This is a genomic window from Achromobacter sp. JUb104 (genome assembly GCF_024806975.1).
In the GTDB taxonomy this organism is placed as follows: domain Bacteria; phylum Pseudomonadota; class Gammaproteobacteria; order Burkholderiales; family Burkholderiaceae_B; genus Achromobacter; species Achromobacter spanius.
This window is the reverse complement of record NZ_JANUEY010000002.1, coordinates 951452-968178: the sequence shown is the minus strand read 5'-3', so window position 1 is coordinate 968178 and position 16727 is coordinate 951452. Positions and strand designations below refer to the sequence as shown.

General features: G+C 61.4%; 11 protein-coding genes and 1 tRNA gene. 4 read left to right on the top strand and 8 right to left on the bottom strand.

Features of this window, described 5'->3' with window-relative positions:
- Positions 1-2: 2 nt before the first annotated feature.
- From M2361_RS16305 to M2361_RS16295, 3 genes are all read right to left on the bottom strand, one after another.
- Positions 3-1976 (bottom strand): dynamin family protein, encoded by a 1974-nt coding sequence (locus M2361_RS16305; protein WP_259250604.1) that lies wholly within the window; start codon positions 1974-1976, stop codon positions 3-5.
- Entirely contained in the window at positions 1969-4191 is a 2223-nt protein-coding gene (locus M2361_RS16300; RefSeq protein ID WP_259250603.1) for a hypothetical protein, read from the bottom strand. The genes M2361_RS16305 and M2361_RS16300 overlap by 8 nt, the downstream gene beginning before the upstream one ends.
- 297 nt (positions 4192-4488) lie before the next feature.
- Entirely contained in the window at positions 4489-5181 is a 693-nt protein-coding gene (locus M2361_RS16295; RefSeq protein ID WP_259250602.1) for a hypothetical protein, read from the bottom strand.
- An 866-nt stretch (positions 5182-6047) separates the two neighbouring features.
- Between M2361_RS16295 and M2361_RS16290 the strand changes: the two genes are divergently transcribed.
- A complete protein-coding gene (locus M2361_RS16290) occupies positions 6048-6440 on the top strand; it encodes a hypothetical protein (RefSeq protein ID WP_259250601.1) in 393 nt (130 codons plus the stop codon).
- Positions 6441-6571: 131 nt separating this feature from the next.
- Here the strand turns inward: M2361_RS16290 and M2361_RS16285 are convergent, their stop codons facing one another.
- The 3 genes from M2361_RS16285 to M2361_RS16275 form a co-directional block, all read right to left on the bottom strand.
- A complete protein-coding gene (locus M2361_RS16285; RefSeq protein WP_259250599.1) occupies positions 6572-7858 on the bottom strand; it encodes a site-specific integrase in 1287 nt (428 codons plus the stop codon).
- A gap of 191 nt (positions 7859-8049) precedes the next feature.
- A tRNA-Leu gene (locus tag M2361_RS16280) sits at positions 8050-8134 on the bottom strand.
- Positions 8135-8296: 162 nt separating this feature from the next.
- Entirely contained in the window at positions 8297-9685 is a 1389-nt protein-coding gene (locus M2361_RS16275) for a uracil-xanthine permease family protein (protein ID WP_259250597.1), read from the bottom strand.
- A gap of 202 nt (positions 9686-9887) precedes the next feature.
- Between M2361_RS16275 and htpG the strand changes: the two genes are divergently transcribed.
- From htpG to M2361_RS16260, 3 genes are all read left to right on the top strand, one after another.
- A complete protein-coding gene (htpG, locus tag M2361_RS16270; RefSeq protein WP_259250596.1) occupies positions 9888-11786 on the top strand; it encodes a molecular chaperone HtpG in 1899 nt (632 codons plus the stop codon).
- 205 nt (positions 11787-11991) lie between these two features.
- Positions 11992-12249 (top strand): helix-turn-helix domain-containing protein, encoded by a 258-nt coding sequence (locus M2361_RS16265; protein WP_259250594.1) that lies wholly within the window; start codon positions 11992-11994, stop codon positions 12247-12249.
- Positions 12246-13502: a type II toxin-antitoxin system HipA family toxin gene (locus M2361_RS16260; protein WP_259250593.1), complete on the top strand. Its 1257-nt coding sequence runs from the start codon at positions 12246-12248 to the stop codon at positions 13500-13502. Before M2361_RS16265 ends, M2361_RS16260 begins: the two co-directional genes overlap by 4 nt.
- Here M2361_RS16260 and M2361_RS16255 read toward each other — a convergent pair.
- Together M2361_RS16255 and M2361_RS16250 are read right to left on the bottom strand one after the other, a co-directional pair.
- A complete protein-coding gene (locus tag M2361_RS16255; RefSeq protein ID WP_259250591.1) occupies positions 13462-15708 on the bottom strand; it encodes an acetate--CoA ligase family protein in 2247 nt (748 codons plus the stop codon). The two genes, M2361_RS16260 and M2361_RS16255, sit on opposite strands and share 41 nt — an antisense overlap.
- Before the next feature lie 19 nt (positions 15709-15727).
- Complete coding sequence (locus M2361_RS16250) at positions 15728-16723, bottom strand: acryloyl-CoA reductase (protein ID WP_259250590.1); 996 nt, start codon at positions 16721-16723, stop codon at positions 15728-15730.
- Positions 16724-16727 lie beyond the last annotated feature (4 nt).

Genomic DNA, 16727 nt, shown 5'->3' with positions numbered 1-16727 from the left:
ATTCAGTTTGCGGGTTCATTCAGATTCATCAAATTTTCTCGCTGATTTTTCATTTCGACGCACGAGAGCACTTGCAGAAAGGCATCGCACTCGTCTTCGTTCTGCAGGGCACAGTGCATGCGGCCACGCAAGCCGGACAAGTACTCCTCATCCAAAAAACGGATGAGCTTGTCGCATCGTTCCAGATCCTCTCGCGCCACGTCTTCGATGCGTTCACTTTCGGCACGGCAGCAGGCCAGTTGTAAGCTGAACCGCTCCTTTTTTTCCATCGCCTTTTTCAGCTCATATTCGTCCAACTGCAGTCGGGCTTGGGCCTTGCGAAGTTCAAACTGAAGCATCTTATGGACGTCGGCCAGTGATCGCCACCATGCATCTCGCCACAACGTGATCAGCGAACTCGTGGCAGTTTTTGCTGCCGTGTGTACGGCTGCCAGATCCTCTTGGTAGTTCGACGAAAAGAAATACATGTCGAACGTGTAGCCGGAAATTTTCCGGCGAATTTCTCCAAAGGCCTTGTCGAGCTCCTCCTGGACGACGCACGCTTCAGGCGGAATCGCGCCTCGGCGAACGGTTCTCCAGTATGACGACGCAAGTTCGGAATTCGACTCGGCAACCGTATCCAGTTCCATACTGGCAAGAGCGGCGCCGTACCGGCGCATCCATTCCCTGAGAATCGAACAATCATCCTTCTCAGGTAGGCCTTTGCCTTCTGGCATGATGGCGCACGTTTTGACGCAGTTACTCGCGGCGACGACAACTGCCTGAAAAATCAGTGCTTTGCTTCTTTCGAGGTCATACTTCTTCAGTATCTCGCGATGACTGCACAACTTTCTGCGTTCGTTTTCGATCAGACTCACCCAGTCAGATACGTCGGCGGCGGCCAACTCTTCTTTCCTGGAGAGTTCTGAAATCCCTTTCTCGGCCGCGTCGATCTTTGTCCTGTTGATATGCCTGACGCTGAGATGCGTATTCAAGGTGCTGCGCAGCCGGCCCATCGGCGTCGTGGCGCTTCCAATCTGCTCAAGCAGCTCCTTCCTCAACGCAGTAATGATGGGCACGAGGCGTTCATGCAGCTGCGGCTCGGTCTTTTCAACGTTCGTCCAGCTGCTTCCGAACTCCAATGGAAAATAGTGCCGCACGTCCTTGGCGGCGTCGATCAGGGGGCCAAAGCGTTCGATCTGCTCGATCAAGCGCTGGCGCAGCCTGCTGACATCGAAGCCGGCATCGTTACGGATCAAGTCCTTGACCGACTGGGCCGAGTAGGAATAGGTCGTCACGATCCGGAATCGATGCGGCATGATCTGCCAATCTTCGATGCCGGGAAGCGTGATGGCGCCGGGCTGCACAAATCCCAGGTCGTCGCCCCGGCCCACCAAAAGAATTAGGTCGGCAAACGGCAGATAGACTTTGGCCATCTGGTTGACGTGGCTTTGCTCCTGGTCATTGGCCGGCTTGTCGCCCGGCAGATCCAGAATCCGGACGTCTGGTGCGGTCGACGCTGCAGCAACGAAGTAGCGCTGCGGAATATGCACCACGCAAGGCGATTCCGCAACGAGAAAGCCGCTCTCCATCTCTGCCCGCAATTGCCCCAGCGCCTGCTCGATGTCCTCGTCGGTGTCGAACCAGCGTGCCTTGCCATGGAGCTCCAGCCCCCAGCGCTCGGTTTCCGAGCGACAATATTCCATGGTCGTGGCAGTCGCGGATTTTCCGGATTCCCGCCCGCCGCGCATAACGCGGGACACGGTGGAAATACCCGCCGGATCTATCCCCAGAAGATCGAGCAGCAACGTCGTTTTACCGACCTGAGTCTTGCCGAAAATCGCGATGTAGGGCTGCGCGGCCATCTTATTGCCGCGCAGCTTCTCCTGGACATCGGCGCTCAGGGTATCGACCAATTTCGCGTAGGCACGTAATGCCCAGTCGGAATCCTGCGTGTGCACGTCGTGCCAGTAATCCAGGATGGCCTTCTTAGCCATTGTGTGCCGTTCCTCCGGCCGCAAGGAACTGCAATCCCGACGCGGATGCGTTGAGTTCATGCTGCAGGTCGCTGTTGAGCGATGTCACATCGGCGATCGCGCTGGCCAGCCTGTCCTTGTGCATCAACATTTCATCCATGCGGTATCGCGCACGCATTTTCTCCTGGATGTGTGTACGCACCACCGCCATGGTGTCGTTGAACTGATCCCGCAGATGCGCGACGTAACTGTCGTGCACGCTGTGCAGCATGGCGTACGCCTGCTCACTAGTTTTTCTTTCGAAGGTACGCATCCTTGTCACAGCCGAGACAGTGACGTACGCCGCGGCCACTACGGCGGTTGCCGCAACCGCGGCGGGATGCAGGGTCATCGGCATGGGCACGGGCAGCGAAGACGTGGTCTCTCCTGCGTCAGTTGAAGCCTGACCAAAGAGAGCGCCCAGTATGTCGGAGTCGCCGTCACTGATGACGTCCACCGCCATGACCGCGGCAAGCGATCTTATGGCTGTCTTCCCCAATTCCACGCCGCTTTTCACGCTGTTCACGCCATCCGTAACGATGTTGGAATCGCTCGGTTCCTCGATCGGAGTCAGATCGTTCTTGAGTCCCAAGACCTTTGGCATGGCGTAGATGAGCCGGGAGTACTCCAGGGACATCGCAGGAATCAATTTCACGCTGCCACCCAGTTGCTTGCTGGCGTCCTGATGTGCCTGTTCTTCCTGTTTGCTGCTGTTGCCAAGCAGGATCCTGATGTCCTGGATGGCCTCGGGAGTCAATTTCTCGAATTGCACCGCCTGACCGGATGCACGCTGGTATCCCAGTTGCATCCGCGCCTGGGATTGTTCCTGTGTGAGTCGCGCGATGGGCCCATCGGGCGCTTGTTCCTCGCGTAGAGGGCCGAGAGCCTCGCGTGTCAATTCCGCCGATGCGCTGGTGTAGCGGGAGAGCAACGTGGGAATGGCCTGCCGCCAGCATGTCTGCACCAGCTCCTGCATCTTTCCTTGCGATTCGCTGGTGGTGTCGAATGCGTTGGAAATCCAATTTCGGAATCCCTCGTGCTCGCGTTGCAGCCGGGATTGCATTGCACCGTAGGCCTCTCCGCGAGCATCGAGGGCAGCCTTTTCGACTGCCTTGTGGTGCTTGGCTCGAAGCGTTTCGACAGCCTCATCGAACTTCTCCAGAACGTCAGCCAGCACTTCCTCGCCATCGGCGCCACCCACCTTGTCCGAATTGAAATATAGCCGGGATTTGCTGCGTATCGCATTGAGCACGCGGGTCAGATCCTTGCCCACGAGTTCCGACAAGTGGGTCATCTGAAGATGGCGGTCTGACGGACCGGTAAAGTTCAGATCGTAGATGGCGTCGCGCAACATGGGCATCCACTCCTCCCTGTACTGCAGATCATCGGTGCCGGTCAGAATGATGTGCTTATGCGCCTGATCCGCGTCGACACGAAAGGTAGCTTGTGCGCTGGCCCGCAACTCGGCCTGCCTCTTCGTATCGTGACGATGGGCTTCGGTCTTGGAGATGACGATGTACGGCCTGCAGTTCTTGAGCTCGTTCTCCAGCATGTCCCGTACGATCTCGAGCTGCTGCTGATTGGCCAGCCGGGTTTCGTCCGTCACGACGACGCAGCCGCCAGCGGCAATCATGGCCTGACGCATCAAGTCCTGCCAAGAGCGGTTGGCTCGATCCTGTTTTTCGTAGCCCGGCAGAAGTAGCCAGGCCTGATTCTCGCGCTTGAAATAACGGCACGGGACACGCAGGACCGGCAACAGGTCACCGGCCTCAGGGTCGCAGATCGCGCGCTGAAATTTTTCGATGTCGACCTCGTCTTCCGCCAGTTCGAACCTTTTTGTGGTTTCATCGAAAACAAGCCGGCGCACGTATCCCTGAGGTTCCGTCACGCCGGTCTGCTCGAGAATCAGCACAGGCATTTTTTCGCCTCGGCCCTCATTGCTTTGAAGCCAGTTCGCGGCGTCCATGCCGTTCAAGTCATACAGGCTGGACATTAACGTTGTCTTGCCCGCCCCTTGCGACCCTCCCATCGCAATGATCCAGGTGTTGCCCAGAACCTCTGCCAGCAACAACCGTCGCATGACATCGAGCAGCTTTTGATCGATGTCCTCGTCGTCAAGATCCTTGCAAGCCGCACGCAGGCGACGCAGCGCCTTGTTCAACTCGGTGAGCAGCATTTCAGGGGATTGCATGGTCATTGCAGTTCTCTTCTTTTTAATATTAATAGTTGCATTTTGAAATATAAATCACCGAAGCACAACTGCGAGATTCGAGAAAGTCTGCAGTGCGCGGGGCGCGGCTTTACATGACGAAGACCGGAAGCAGATCTGGAAAACCTCCGGTGCGGTTCTCCAGTAATTATGTAGCGGCCTTTTTGAATGGCACTCTCGCCATGCGAACGGATTTTTTCTACTTGAGCAGAGATGAATCTCGCTCGCATCCAAAACAAAATAACGACGCTCAGTAAACATTCTTAAGATTCAGACCGCGCCGATTTACTCGAGCATCGGCCATGCGAAACTTAACAGCGCATCCACACGCAGCGCACCATCCAACGTCATGGGGGCGGCGACCAAGGGCCGCAGATCTTGCAAACCTGCCTCGACGATCGTTCGTTGCAACTCCCGTTCGGGAACGCCAGTCACCACGAGGGCAGCAGGTTGCACCAGCAATAGCGTCAGCGCCTCGCGCAGTACCTCGGAAAAGCCGGCCGCAGTTTCATCGAAACCGATAATGCCCAGAAGATTTGCATCGACGAACCTGCGTGTCGCACGCCATGCGAGCAGCGCCTTGTAACCGTGCGGACGCGTCCACTCCAGTGCCGACAGCGCGCGTGCCAGCGATTGCACGGCCTCCGCCCATGGCCTTTCCGCCGCCATGACCCAAACGCCCGTACGCACAGCCGGCAGTTGGCTGATCCTGCCGCGGCAAAGGGCCAACGCCGGCACGCCGTGCTCGCGAGCCTGACGCATCGCCTCGATCGGGCCGAAGGTGTTCCACATCGCACGGCCGTTTCCGGCCAGGGTGGCGAAGTCGACTAGATGCAGCGATAGCGTGCCGGATGGTCCGTCCGTGTCGGTGTACCAATCGAAGCACGGCATGTCCTGCGCAAGCTGCCGCGCAAGCTGGGTGATGTCGTCCGCGGGCACCCCCCAGCCATGCAGGGTGATTGCGGGGCGATTGAACACGGCATGCGTTCCACGGATTGCTGTCGAGCCAGGCACTGCGCCTCCACTTGAGTTAGGAGTACACAGTTTGAATCGCGATCTGGACATTAGCTGTCCCGAAGGACTTGCCTAGCCTATCCGCGTCAAAAAATTCCCTGCGGAGATGTCTGCTTTTTGACCGCGAGCTTCCCTTATCGGGGAGTTGCTTATTCGGCCGGCTACGTAAGCAGGTCTGCTCAACCTATCTTGAACTCTTCTGATCGATGGTGTGCCATTTATTCTTCAGCGAACCTAACCCTTTTGGTGTCGTTGGTTCCTTGGCGCGGATGCATAGTCAGTCGCATGCCAGTCGATGATTTCCAGAGGCAAAACCGTCAACTCCGCAGTGAGCCTATGAACAGCTGTGCCAGCAATCGAAGTCTAGAGTTGCTGTCAACCACTTCGAAAGTGTGCAAGCGAGAGGCTCTCTCGCCAATGCCGCAGCAAACCCGCCGCTTTACGGGTAGCCAAACCGCAAGAGATCCTCATGAATCAGAAGACAGCGTCGCAGATTTGCCACTGATTCACTGTTACACACATTGGGCCTGCCGCTCTATGGGAGAGGTCATAGGTTTGCTGCGGAGTTGGAAATTGCCCTGATTTCTCCCTTTGAAAAAAGTCGATCAGAGCCTTGTGCTTGTATAGGCTATACGACAGACCATCACAACCACGGCCTTTTCAGCGCGTCTATAGAGGCCCGTTATGAGAATGATTACTCGTTCAATCGAGCCTTGCTAGGCCTTGGGGAGAGCTCCGCAGCAACCTAGTGCTTTCTGAGTCTTAGTGCCTTTGAGCGCGCCCTTCCTTTGCGTCGATCGAACCCATTTCCTGCCGAAAGAGCCCCAACCATGAACGAACACTCTGATCGACTAGATACGTTGAAAAAGCAATTCCCGCGTGTGCTTCAGAACGCCAATCTTCCGTGGGGGCTGGAATGCGGTCCCGGCTGGGATGGGTTGCTCGCGAACCTGCTCTTCCGTATCGACACTATTCTGACCGAGTATCCCGCTTGCACGGCGAACGTCGTGCAGATCAAGGAAAAGTTCGGTGCCTTGCGGTTCTATTGCCAAGTTGATGGCGAGGACGATGCTAGGCGAGACGCAGCGGCCGAGGCTATTTCGCGGGCGATCCGCCACGCCGAACACGTCAGCGCTGAAACGTGCGAGAACTGCGGGCAGCCAAGCTCGATACAGGATGCCGGGCTTCTAACAACAGTCTGTCCTAAGTGCACAAGTCGGTGAAAGCTGGTCACCAAGACCCCTGACTAACGAGTCCGAGGGAGGCTTCAGGCCCAGAGTACAGAAACCTTAATGTTAAAAAAATCCTGTTCAGATGTAGCCAGGGTCTAGGAGCGGCCCTGGCGATGCGGTCATCAGGCCGCCAGTCGAAGTGCGGGTGTCGTCTTCCCGTCGCGCAGACCATCAAGATAGTCTGCCCAAGCCTGCACCATCGCCAATCTCTGCGTCAGGAACTGAGTGCGGTCATAACTTGTGCCCAGTTCTTCTCGCGTCTTGTGGGCAAGGTGCCGTTCCACTACATCCCTGTTCCATTCCAGTCGCTCTACTAGCAGTGTGCGTGCCATAGCCCTGAAGCCGTGGCCCGTAATCTCTGTACGTGTGTCATAACCCAGCGCTCTGAGAGCCGAGTTAACCGTGTTTTCCGAGATGGTCCGAGTTGCATCACTGCGTCTGGCTGCCGGCTTGAACACGAAGCCGGACGGCCCTGTGACCTGATGCAGGTTACGCAGGATCTCGAGCGCCTGCCTCGAAAGCGGGACCAAATGAGTTGGTGTTTGTTCGTGTTCCTTGTCCACGCGGCGCAGCTTCATGATCTCAGCTGGACACGTCCATACGCCCGTCTCGAAATCGATCTGATCCCAGCTCATCCTGCGCACTTGGCCGGGGCGCTGGAAAACAAGCGGCATGATCTCCAACAGAGATTTCGTGATGAAATTCCCCCGATACTCTTTGAGGTCGCGTAGCAACTGCCCAACGGCTTCGGGCTTCAAAATCGTAGCGAAGTTCGTTGTGCGATAAACCGGCAGGTCCATCTGGGTCACTGCCATAAAGTTTGCCGCTGGCACGATCATTTCGTTGCGTACGGCGAATGCATAAATCCGTTTGAGGTGTGTGCGCAGCTCTCCTGCCGTCTCGCGCGTTTCCACGGCCACAGCCATTAGCAAGCCGTGGACCTCTGGAGGGGATACCAGGTGCAAAGGCCGTGCGCCCAACTTCGGGAGCAGGTGGAGTTCGATCATTCGCAGGACCTTACGCTCGTAATTCGCCGACCACTTTCCCAGCACTGCGGCTTCTTTGTGCCAGGCGCGTGCCACGGTCTCCATAGTGTCAAAAGCGCGGCGTTTGGCAACCGTGACCTGCTCGATGCGGTGGATCTTCGGGTCGACCTTGGCGGACAGCAGCTGTCGCTGCTCCCCGGCACGCTCTCGCGCTAGAGCAAGTGGCACGTCCGTTAGCCGCCCGAGGCTGAGCTTGCCCTTGCGGCCTCCTGGAGCCGTAAAGCGGAATAGCCAATCCCGGCTGACTGTGCCATCGGATCGTAGCCGCAGCCGTAGGTAAAGGCCGCCGCCGTCGCTCAAAAGGGTTTCTTGTTTGCCAGGCGGGATCAAGGCTGCCGCGCATTGCTTGGCCGTAAGCTTCATATGCTCTCCAGAAATGGGTGTACCCACGGGGAATTGGGAGAGCATTTTGGGTACACGCCAGGGAACCCAGAAACGCGGGCTTCGGTGTACCCCAGCGGGAATCTATGGGACTCGCTGGGAATTTTGTCTAGCGCTAACTCGCTGATGTAAAAACGAATTTGTTGGCTATGGGCCTTGCTGGGAAGGCCAGATGGTGCCCGGGGCCGGAATCGAACCGGCACGCCTTGCGGCGGGGGATTTTGAGTCCCCTGCGTCTACCAATTTCACCACCCGGGCAAGGGGGTCGCGAACACGTCCAGATGACGGCTGCGGGAGAACGAAGACAGCGATTATATGCGTACTTTCAAAAATTGTCAGGCGGCCTCAAATCCAGCCCCTGATCAAGGCCGGATCCGCCCCGCCATCCAGCCGAAAACGGACCCAGCCCTCAAGCACGACCTACTTCTTTTCCGGCAAGAACCAGTTCATCACCAAGGCGCAGATCCCGCCGGTGGCGACACCCGATTCCAGCACGCTCTTCACCGCATGCGGCAGGTGCGACAGAATTTCCGGTACTTGCGACACGCCCAGCCCCAAGGCCAGCGACACCGCGATGATCAACAACGCGCGGCGGTCCAACTGAATGCCGGCCAGGATGTTGATGCCGGACGCGGCGACCGCGCCGAACATCACCATGGCGGCGCCGCCCAGGACGGGTTCGGGCACGGCTTGCAGCACGCCGGCCACGCCGGGGAACAGGCCCAGCAGGATCAGCATGCCGGCGATCCATACGCCGACGTGGCGGCTGGCGATGCCGGTCAGTTGGATCACGCCGTTGTTCTGCGCGAAGACCGAGCTGGGAAACGTGTTGAACACGCCGGCCAAAAGCGAGTTCGCGCCGTTGACCAGCACGCCGCCCTTGATGCGCTGCATCCACAGCGGGCCTTCGACGGGCTGCTTGGAGACCTTGCTGGTGGCGGTGACGTCGCCGATGGCTTCCAGCGACGTGACCAGGTAGATGATCAGCATCGGCACGAACAGCGCCCACGAGAAGCCCAGACCAAAGTGCAGCGGCACGGGGATCTGGAACAGGGCAGCTTCGCGCGCGCCGGTGAAGTCCAGTCGGCCCATGGCGGCGGCGGCGATGTAGCCGACGGCCAGCGCCAGCACCAGCGCGGTGCTGCGGATCCAGACGACGGGCACCCGGTTCAGCAGGATGATGGTGCCCAGCACCAGGCCGGACAGCGTCAGGTTCTCGGCGCTGGCGAAGGTGCCGTTGGCCATGGCGCCGAAACCTCCGCCCATGCTGATCAGGCCGACCTTGATCAAGGTCAGGCCAATCAGCAGCACGACGATGCCGGTTACCAGCGGGGTGATCAGGCGTTTGACGAAGGGCAGGATGCGGCTGATGCCCATTTCCACGAACGATCCGGCGATGACGACGCCGAAGATCGCGGCCATCACGGCTTCGACCGGCGTGCCTTGCTTGACCATGACCGAGCCGCCGGCGATCAGCGGGCCCACGAAGTTGAAGCTGGTGCCTTGCACGATGAGCAAGCCGGCGCCCAGGGGGCCGAAGCGCTTGCACTGCACATAGGTGGCGATGCCGGAGATGACCAGCGACATGGACACGATCAGCGTGGTGTCGCGGCTGCTGACGCCCAGGGCCTGGCAGATCAAGAGGCCGGGGGTGACGATGGGGACCAGGATGGCCAGCAGGTGCTGCAACGCGGCGACGAAGGCGACGGGCGGTGCGGGGCGGTCGTCGGGACCGTAGACCAGGTCGGCGCTGGGCGCGTCGTCGGGGGCGCCGTGGGGGGCGGGTTGGGACAGGGAGGCGGGTTGCATGGGCGGAGGGCCGGCCGGGGGTAGGAGAAAGTGCGGGATTTTAGCGGGCTTCGCGCTGCTGCCGCGACGGGGCCTTGAAAAGTTCCCGATAGCCCCCACCTCGGTAGGGTTTCCGGAAGTCCGCGCGGGCACACCGCCCCGGCATCCCGGTTCTTTGCATTCCCTTTTATTTGTCCCTAATTTTTTTACTTCACGTAGAACCATGAGCCAAACCGCCACGTCTTCCACGTCCGAAACCCTGGGGTTCCAGGCCGAGGTGAAGCAACTGCTGCACCTGATGATCCATTCGCTGTACAGCAACAAGGAAATTTTCCTGCGCGAGCTGGTGTCGAACGCATCGGACGCCTGCGACAAGCTGCGCTTTGAAGCCATTGACCAGCCCGACTTGCTGGAAGGCAATGGCGAGCTTGCCATCACGGTCAGCTACGACAAGGCCGCGCGCACCATCACCATCTCGGACAACGGGATTGGCCTGTCGCGCGAAGAAGCCGTGGCCAACCTGGGCACGATCGCGCGTTCCGGCACGCGGGAATTCTTTTCCCAGTTGACGGGCGACAAGCAAAAAGACGCGCAACTGATCGGCCAATTCGGCGTGGGCTTTTACTCGTCGTTCATCGTGGCCGACAAGGTCACGGTGGTCAGCCGCCGCGCCGGCAGCACGGACGCGATCCAGTGGGAATCCGACGGCCAGGGCGAGTTCACGATTGGCGCCGCTGACAAGGCCACGCGCGGCACCGACGTCACGCTGCACCTGCGTGCCGACGAAGACGACTTCCTGAACGGCTGGAAGCTGCGTGAAGTTCTGCGCCGCTATTCCGACCATATTTCCTTGCCGATCCGCATGGCCAAGGAAGAGTGGGATCAGGAAAAGGGCGAACAGGTCAAGACCGAAGAACTGGAAACGGTGAACCAGGCCAATGCGCTGTGGGCCCGCAGCAAGTCGGAAGTCACGGAAGAGCAGTACCGCGAGTTCTACAAGACGGTGTCGCACGACTACGACGACCCGTTGGCCTGGACGCACAACCGCGTGGAAGGCCGCAGCGAATACACGCAACTGCTGTACGTGCCCAAGCACGCGCCCATGGACATGTGGGACCGCGACGGCCGCCACGGCGTGAAGCTGTACGTGAAGCGTGTCTTCATCATGGACGACGCCGATCAGTTGCTGCCGTCGTACCTGCGCTTTGTGCGCGGCGTGATCGATTCCGCCGACCTGCCCTTGAACGTGTCGCGCGAAATCCTGCAAGAAAGCCGCGACGTGCGCGCCATTCGCGAAGGCTCGGCCAAGCGCATTCTGTCGCTGCTGGAAGACCTGGCCGAGAACAAGCCGGAAGACTACGCCACGTTCTGGACGGAATTCGGCCAGGTGCTGAAGGAAGGCGCGGGTGAAGATTCCGCCAACCTGGAACGCATTGCCAAGCTGATGCGCTTTGCGTCCACGCAGTCGGGCGACCAGGCGCAGACGGTGTCGTTTGCCGACTACGTGTCGCGCATGAAGGAAGGCCAGGACAAGATTTACTACGTCACGGCCGACACGTTTGCCGCGGCCAGCAACAGCCCGCATCTGGAAATCTTCCGCAAGAAGGGCATCGAAGTGCTGCTGCTGTCTGACCGCGTTGACGAATGGATGCTGTCGTACCTGCGCGAATTCGATGGCAAGTCGCTGGTGTCGGTGGCCAAGGGCGGCCTGGACCTGGCCGAGCTGGCCGACGAGGAAGAAAAGAAGCATCAGGCCGAAGTGGCTGAAGACTTCAAGCCGCTGGTCGAGCGCCTGCAAAAGACGCTGGAAGAACAGGTGAAGGAAGTGCGTGTGACGCTGCGCCTGGTGGATTCGCCGGCGTGCGTGGTGGTGGGCCAGAACGAACTCAGCCCGCACCTGCTGCGCATGCTGAAGGCCGCGGGCCAGGAAGCGCCGAACGTGAAGCCGGTGCTGGAAATCAACCCGGAACACCCGCTGCTGGCACGCATCCGTGCGGCTGAAGATGGTGAATTTGATCAGTGGGCACGGCTGCTGCTGGATCAGGCCCTGCTGGCTGAAGGTGCACAAATTGCCGACCCGGCCGCGTTTGTGAAGCGCTTGAATGCGTTGCTGCTGAAGTAAGCGGCGGGGTAGTGGGATGAGAGGGCGCCTGGGAAACCGGGCGCTTTTTTTCGCCGGTAACCTACGGATATTCTGAATATTCCCGATCGGTAATATTCAAGCGAAATCACAGCGTTGCGCGGAAAATATTACCGATCGGGAATATTTAATTGGATTCGTGGCCGAAACACCCTAAACTTACCGAACGGTAATTTTGGAGGCATCCATGCCTATCGACCACGCCCAAGCCACGTTGCCAGCAACCATCCGCACCGCAGCCGAACTGGGCGAACTGGTGAAAGCCATGCGACGCGATCAAGGCTTGCTTCAAGCCGATCTTGCCGGCCTGTCTGGTTCGGGTAACCGTTTTGTGGGCGACCTTGAGCGCGGCAAACCCACGCTGCAATTGCAGAAGGTGTTGGACATGCTGGATCTGCTGGGTCTTGAAGTGCAGATCGCGCCGAAACGTCCGAGGCTGCCATGACAGCGTCGGACGCATTGGATCTTTATCAAGGGGTGCGCAAGGTGGGTCGCCTGTATGACGAGCGGCCGTTGCGCTTTGTGTACGACGAGTCGTGGCGGAACGTCCCGGACGCGCAGGCCATTTCCCCGACGATGCCGCTGGCGCAGGCCGATCATGCTGGCGACGCCGTTCATGCCTTCTTTGAAAACTTGCTGCCTGAAGGGCAGGTACGCAAGTTCTTGCAACTGAGCCGCCACGCGACGACGGTATTCGGACTGCTGCGCAGCGTGGGCGGCGACACGGCCAGCGGGCTGACGATATTGCCGCAAGGTGAAAAGCCCGCGCCCGCGCACTATCGGCCCACGACCTGGCAAGCCATTGCCGAACGCCTGAAGCATGGCGCGGTGCCCGCGCTGGTAGCCGAAAGCGACGAGGGCGCGCGAATATCCCTGGCAGGCGCGCAAGACAAGCTATTGCTGTCGGTGTTGCCGGACGGCTCGCCCGCGATGCCCGAAGGCTCGGCGCCGTCATCGCATATTTTGAAGCCCGACATTCGCGGCCTGAAAGGAGTGTGGGCGTCGGCATTGAACGAAACCCTGGTGATGCAATTGGCGACGCAGCTTGGCTTGGGTGTGGCAGACGCGCACTATCAACGCGACACCCACGCCTGCCTGATCAAGCGCTATGACCGCTTGGACGATGGTCAAGGCGGCTTGCTGCGCTTGCATCAGTTGGACTTATGCCAATTGGCGGGCAAGCCGTCGGACGTGAAGTACGAAGCAGACGGCGGCCCGACGCTGGCGGATTGTCGCCATTTGCTGGCGGGCATGGGCGTCGGCGCGGGCGACCATAAGCGATTCTTGCAATGGGTGATTTTCAATCTCTATGTGGGCAACAACGATAGCCACGCCAAGAACCTGTCCGTGCTCCAGTCGCCGAACGGGCAATACCGGCTGGCACCGTTCTATGACCTGATGTGTACCGCGATGTACCCGGGGCTTTCCCGCCGCTTTGCGTTTTCCGTGGGCGGCGTGATGACCCCGGGCAGCATCGGACGCGAACAGATCGAGGCCATGGCCACGGACCTGGGCTTTCACCCGCGCTACGGCGTGACGATGGCGCGGTCGTTGATGACCGCGTTGCCCGGGGCACTGGAGGCTGTGCAGGCGAGCCTGCTTGCGCAGTCCGCCGCCGGGTCCGAACGCACGTTGATCGAACGCCTGGGCAATTGGATCAAGACGAACGCACGCCGCCACGCCCAGCGCTGGGAATAAGCACCGCGTCCAAAGCCAGCACCCCCTGCCCATCCGGCAGCGCCAACAACGGGTTGATCTCCACGGAGCTGAAATCTTCCCGGCGCGCATCCGCGAAACGCGACAGCGCCACCAAGGCATCTGCCAACGCATTGATGTCGCAGGGCGGTGCGCCGCGTGCGCCTTGCAGGAGCGCGTAGCCCTTGATTTCGCGGATCATCGACAGGGCCTGGGCATGGTCAAAGGGCGCCAGGCGGAAGCTGACGTCTTTCAGCACTTCGACGAAGACGCCGCCCAGGCCGAACATGACGACGGGGCCGAAGACCGGGTCGCCGTGCACGCCCACGATGCACTCCACGCCTTTGGGCGCCATGGGCGCGACCAGCACGCCGTCGATGCGGGCAGTGGGGCAGTGCGTGCGTACGCTGTCCAGGATGGCGGCGTGGCCGTGGCGCACGGCGTCTTCGCCCGACAGGTTGAGCTTCACGCCGCCCACATCGCTTTTGTGCAGGATGTCGGGCGACACCACTTTCAAGACCACGGGGCCGGCCGCGCGGGCAGCGGCGGCCACGGCGGTGTCGGCGTCGGTGGCAAGCGTGCAGTCAGGCACGGGCAGTCCGGCTTGGCGCAGGACGTCCATCGCCTGCACTTCGTTGTAGGTGTCACGCAGCGGCGCGGTGCTTGCATTAACAGACGGCACGGAGGCGTGGGCATTCGGGCCGGCGTTGGAGGTGCCGTCCGTGTTGCCGCTCGTGGTTCCTGTCGTGCTTCCATTCGTGCTGCTGTTCGTGCTTCCAGTCTTGCTGCCATTCGACGCGGCATCCGACGTGGCCCCCGACGCCGCAGCTAACCCCGCCACCGCGCCTATCGTCCGTATCGCGGCGCTGGGGTCTTCGAACACCAGCGTGCCCAAGCGTTCAAGCTCGCGGCGGCGCTTAGGCGGGAACAGCGCGCAGAAGGCCAGTGGCACGTCGGGGTGGCGGGCGCGCATCTCGCGGGCAAAGGTTTCGAAGGTGGGCCACAACGTTTCCGAGGACCCGGCGGCCGCCAGGAAGACCGCCAGCGCATCGTAGCGGCCGTCGGCCAGCATGTCGTCGGCGGTGGCCAGCAGCAGGCCGGGTTCGGACACCACCTGGCCGGTGACGTCGACCGGGTTGCGCGGGCCGGCGAAGGGCACGCGTTCCAGCAGTCGGGCCTGCGCGGCCGCGTCGGGTTCGGGTAGCGACAGGCCGGCTTCCTCGGCCTCGTCGGCCATCAAGGCGCCAACGCCGCCGGATATCGTGAAGATGCCCAGGCGCTTGCCTTGGGGGCGTTGCTGCCAGGTGTCCAGCGCATAGCCCAGGTTGAAGAAGTCTTCGATGCTGCGGGCGCGCAGCGCGCCGTATTGGCGAAACAGCGCGTCGTAGACGGCGTCATCGCCCGCCAGCGCGGCGGTGTGTGACGCGGCGGCCTGCGCGCCGGCCTGGGTGCGGCCGATCTTGGTGACGACCACGGGCTTGCCGGCATCGCGCGCGGCGGCCAGTGCACCGCGCAGCTTGGCGCCGTCGCGGCAACCTTCCATGTAGGCCATGATGACCCGCGTGTCGGCGTCATGCGCCAGCCAGTTGATGCAGTCGGCCACGTCGATGTCGGCTTCGTTGCCGGTGCTGATCCAGTGCGACAGGCCGAGTCCGCGTTCGCGCGCCATGCAATAGGCATAGGCGCCGAACGCGCCGCTTTGCGACACCATGCCGATGCCGCCCAGCGCCACGGCGCCGTTGGCGGGCGCGGGCGAGAACGTGGCGTAGACCTTGTGGCGCACGTTCATGTAGCCCAGGCAGTTGGGTCCCAGCAGGCGGATGCCGCGCTCGCGCGCGATGGCGCATAGCGCCTCTTGCATGGCGACACCTTCCGCGCCGGTTTCCGAAAAGCCTGACGTGAATACGACCGCGCCGCCCACCTGACCAGGGCGCGCGCTTTGTAGCGCCTGGGCGGCATGCGCGGCGGGCACGGCCAGGATGACCAGGTCCACGTCGGTATCCAGCGCGGCCAGATCGGGCGCGGCGGGCAAGCCCTGGATGCTATCGGCGCGCGGATTGATGGGCAGGATGCGGCCGTCGTAACCATGCTGACGCAGCAGGCTGACCGGCATGGCGCCGATCTTGCCGGGGGTGGCGGACGCGCCCACGATGGCGATGCTGCGCGGGGTGAACAGGCGGGACAGGGTGGGGTCGGAATGCGTAGTCATGATTTGCGGGCGAGTAGGTTCAGGAAAAGCGCACGACGCTGCGGCCGGTGCTGCCGCGTTCGAGCATGGCGGCCAGCGCTTGCTGCAAGTCATGGGGGGTGATGACGCGCGCGGCAAGGTCCAGGCGCTGCGGGCGGTAGTCGGAGGCCAGCCGTTGCCATAGCGCGCGGCGCAGCGGCATGGGGCTGTTGGCGTTGATGCCCAGCAGCTTCACGCCGCGCAAGATGAAGGGGATGACGGACGTGGGCAGCTCCGCGCCGCCCGCGTTGCCAAACGCGGCCACCACGCCGTCGGGGCGCACGCTGGCCAGCGCGTGGGCCAGCAAGGGGCCGCCCACGGAATCAATGACGCCGGCCCAGCGCGCGCTCATCAAGGGTTTGATGGGGGCGGACAGGTCGGGCGGGGCCATGACCTCGGCGGCGCCCAGCGACCGCAGGTAGTCGGCGGCATCGCGCTTGCCGGACATGGCGCAGACGCGATACCCGCGTTGGCTGAGGATGTCGATGGCGATGCCCGCCACGCCGCCGGTGGCGCCGGTTACCAGGACCTCGCCTTGGTCAGGCGCCAGGCCGCAGTGTTCCATCCAGTGCAGGGATAGCGCGGCGGTGAACCCCGCGGCGCCCAGCACGGCGGCATCGCGCAGTGTGATGCCGGCGGGCAAGGGCAGCACCCAGTCATGTGGCACGCGCGCGTATTCCGCATAGCCGCCGTCGCAGTCCACGCCGATGCCAAAGCCATGCACGACGACTTCCTGACCGGGAGCAAGCGCGGGGTCGGTGGAGTGCACCACGGTGCCGCTCAGGTCGATGCCGCCGATGCGGGGGTACTGGCGCACGACGTTGCCGCGTCCGGCCTGCGCCAGCGCGTCCTTGTAGTTCAGGCCGGCGTAGGCGACCTTGATCAGCGTATCGCCGGGGGACAAGTCATCTTCCGACAAGGTGTCGAAGCGTCCTTGCGGGGGCGCGCCGTCGGCGCCGCCATGCAGCCGGTAGGCCTGAAAGGTGGGGATGGGCATGCGG

What these genes read in the sequence shown, in the direction of transcription:
- M2361_RS16305 (WP_259250604.1), bottom strand. Translation starts at nt 1,976, where the DNA reads ATGGCTAAGAAGGCCATCCTGGATTACTGGCACGACGTGCACACGCAG.
- M2361_RS16300 (WP_259250603.1), bottom strand. Translation starts at nt 4,191, where the DNA reads ATGACCATGCAATCCCCTGAAATGCTGCTCACCGAGTTGAACAAGGCG.
- M2361_RS16290 (WP_259250601.1), top strand. Translation starts at nt 6,048, where the DNA reads ATGAACGAACACTCTGATCGACTAGATACGTTGAAAAAGCAATTCCCG.
- M2361_RS16285 (WP_259250599.1), bottom strand. Translation starts at nt 7,858, where the DNA reads ATGAAGCTTACGGCCAAGCAATGCGCGGCAGCCTTGATCCCGCCTGGC.
- M2361_RS16275 (WP_259250597.1), bottom strand. Translation starts at nt 9,685, where the DNA reads ATGCAACCCGCCTCCCTGTCCCAACCCGCCCCCCACGGCGCCCCCGAC.
- htpG (WP_259250596.1), top strand. Translation starts at nt 9,888, where the DNA reads ATGAGCCAAACCGCCACGTCTTCCACGTCCGAAACCCTGGGGTTCCAG.
- M2361_RS16265 (WP_259250594.1), top strand. Translation starts at nt 11,992, where the DNA reads ATGCCTATCGACCACGCCCAAGCCACGTTGCCAGCAACCATCCGCACC.
- M2361_RS16260 (WP_259250593.1), top strand. Translation starts at nt 12,246, where the DNA reads ATGACAGCGTCGGACGCATTGGATCTTTATCAAGGGGTGCGCAAGGTG.
- M2361_RS16255 (WP_259250591.1), bottom strand. Translation starts at nt 15,708, where the DNA reads ATGACTACGCATTCCGACCCCACCCTGTCCCGCCTGTTCACCCCGCGC.
- M2361_RS16250 (WP_259250590.1), bottom strand. Translation starts at nt 16,723, where the DNA reads ATGCCCATCCCCACCTTTCAGGCCTACCGGCTGCATGGCGGCGCCGAC.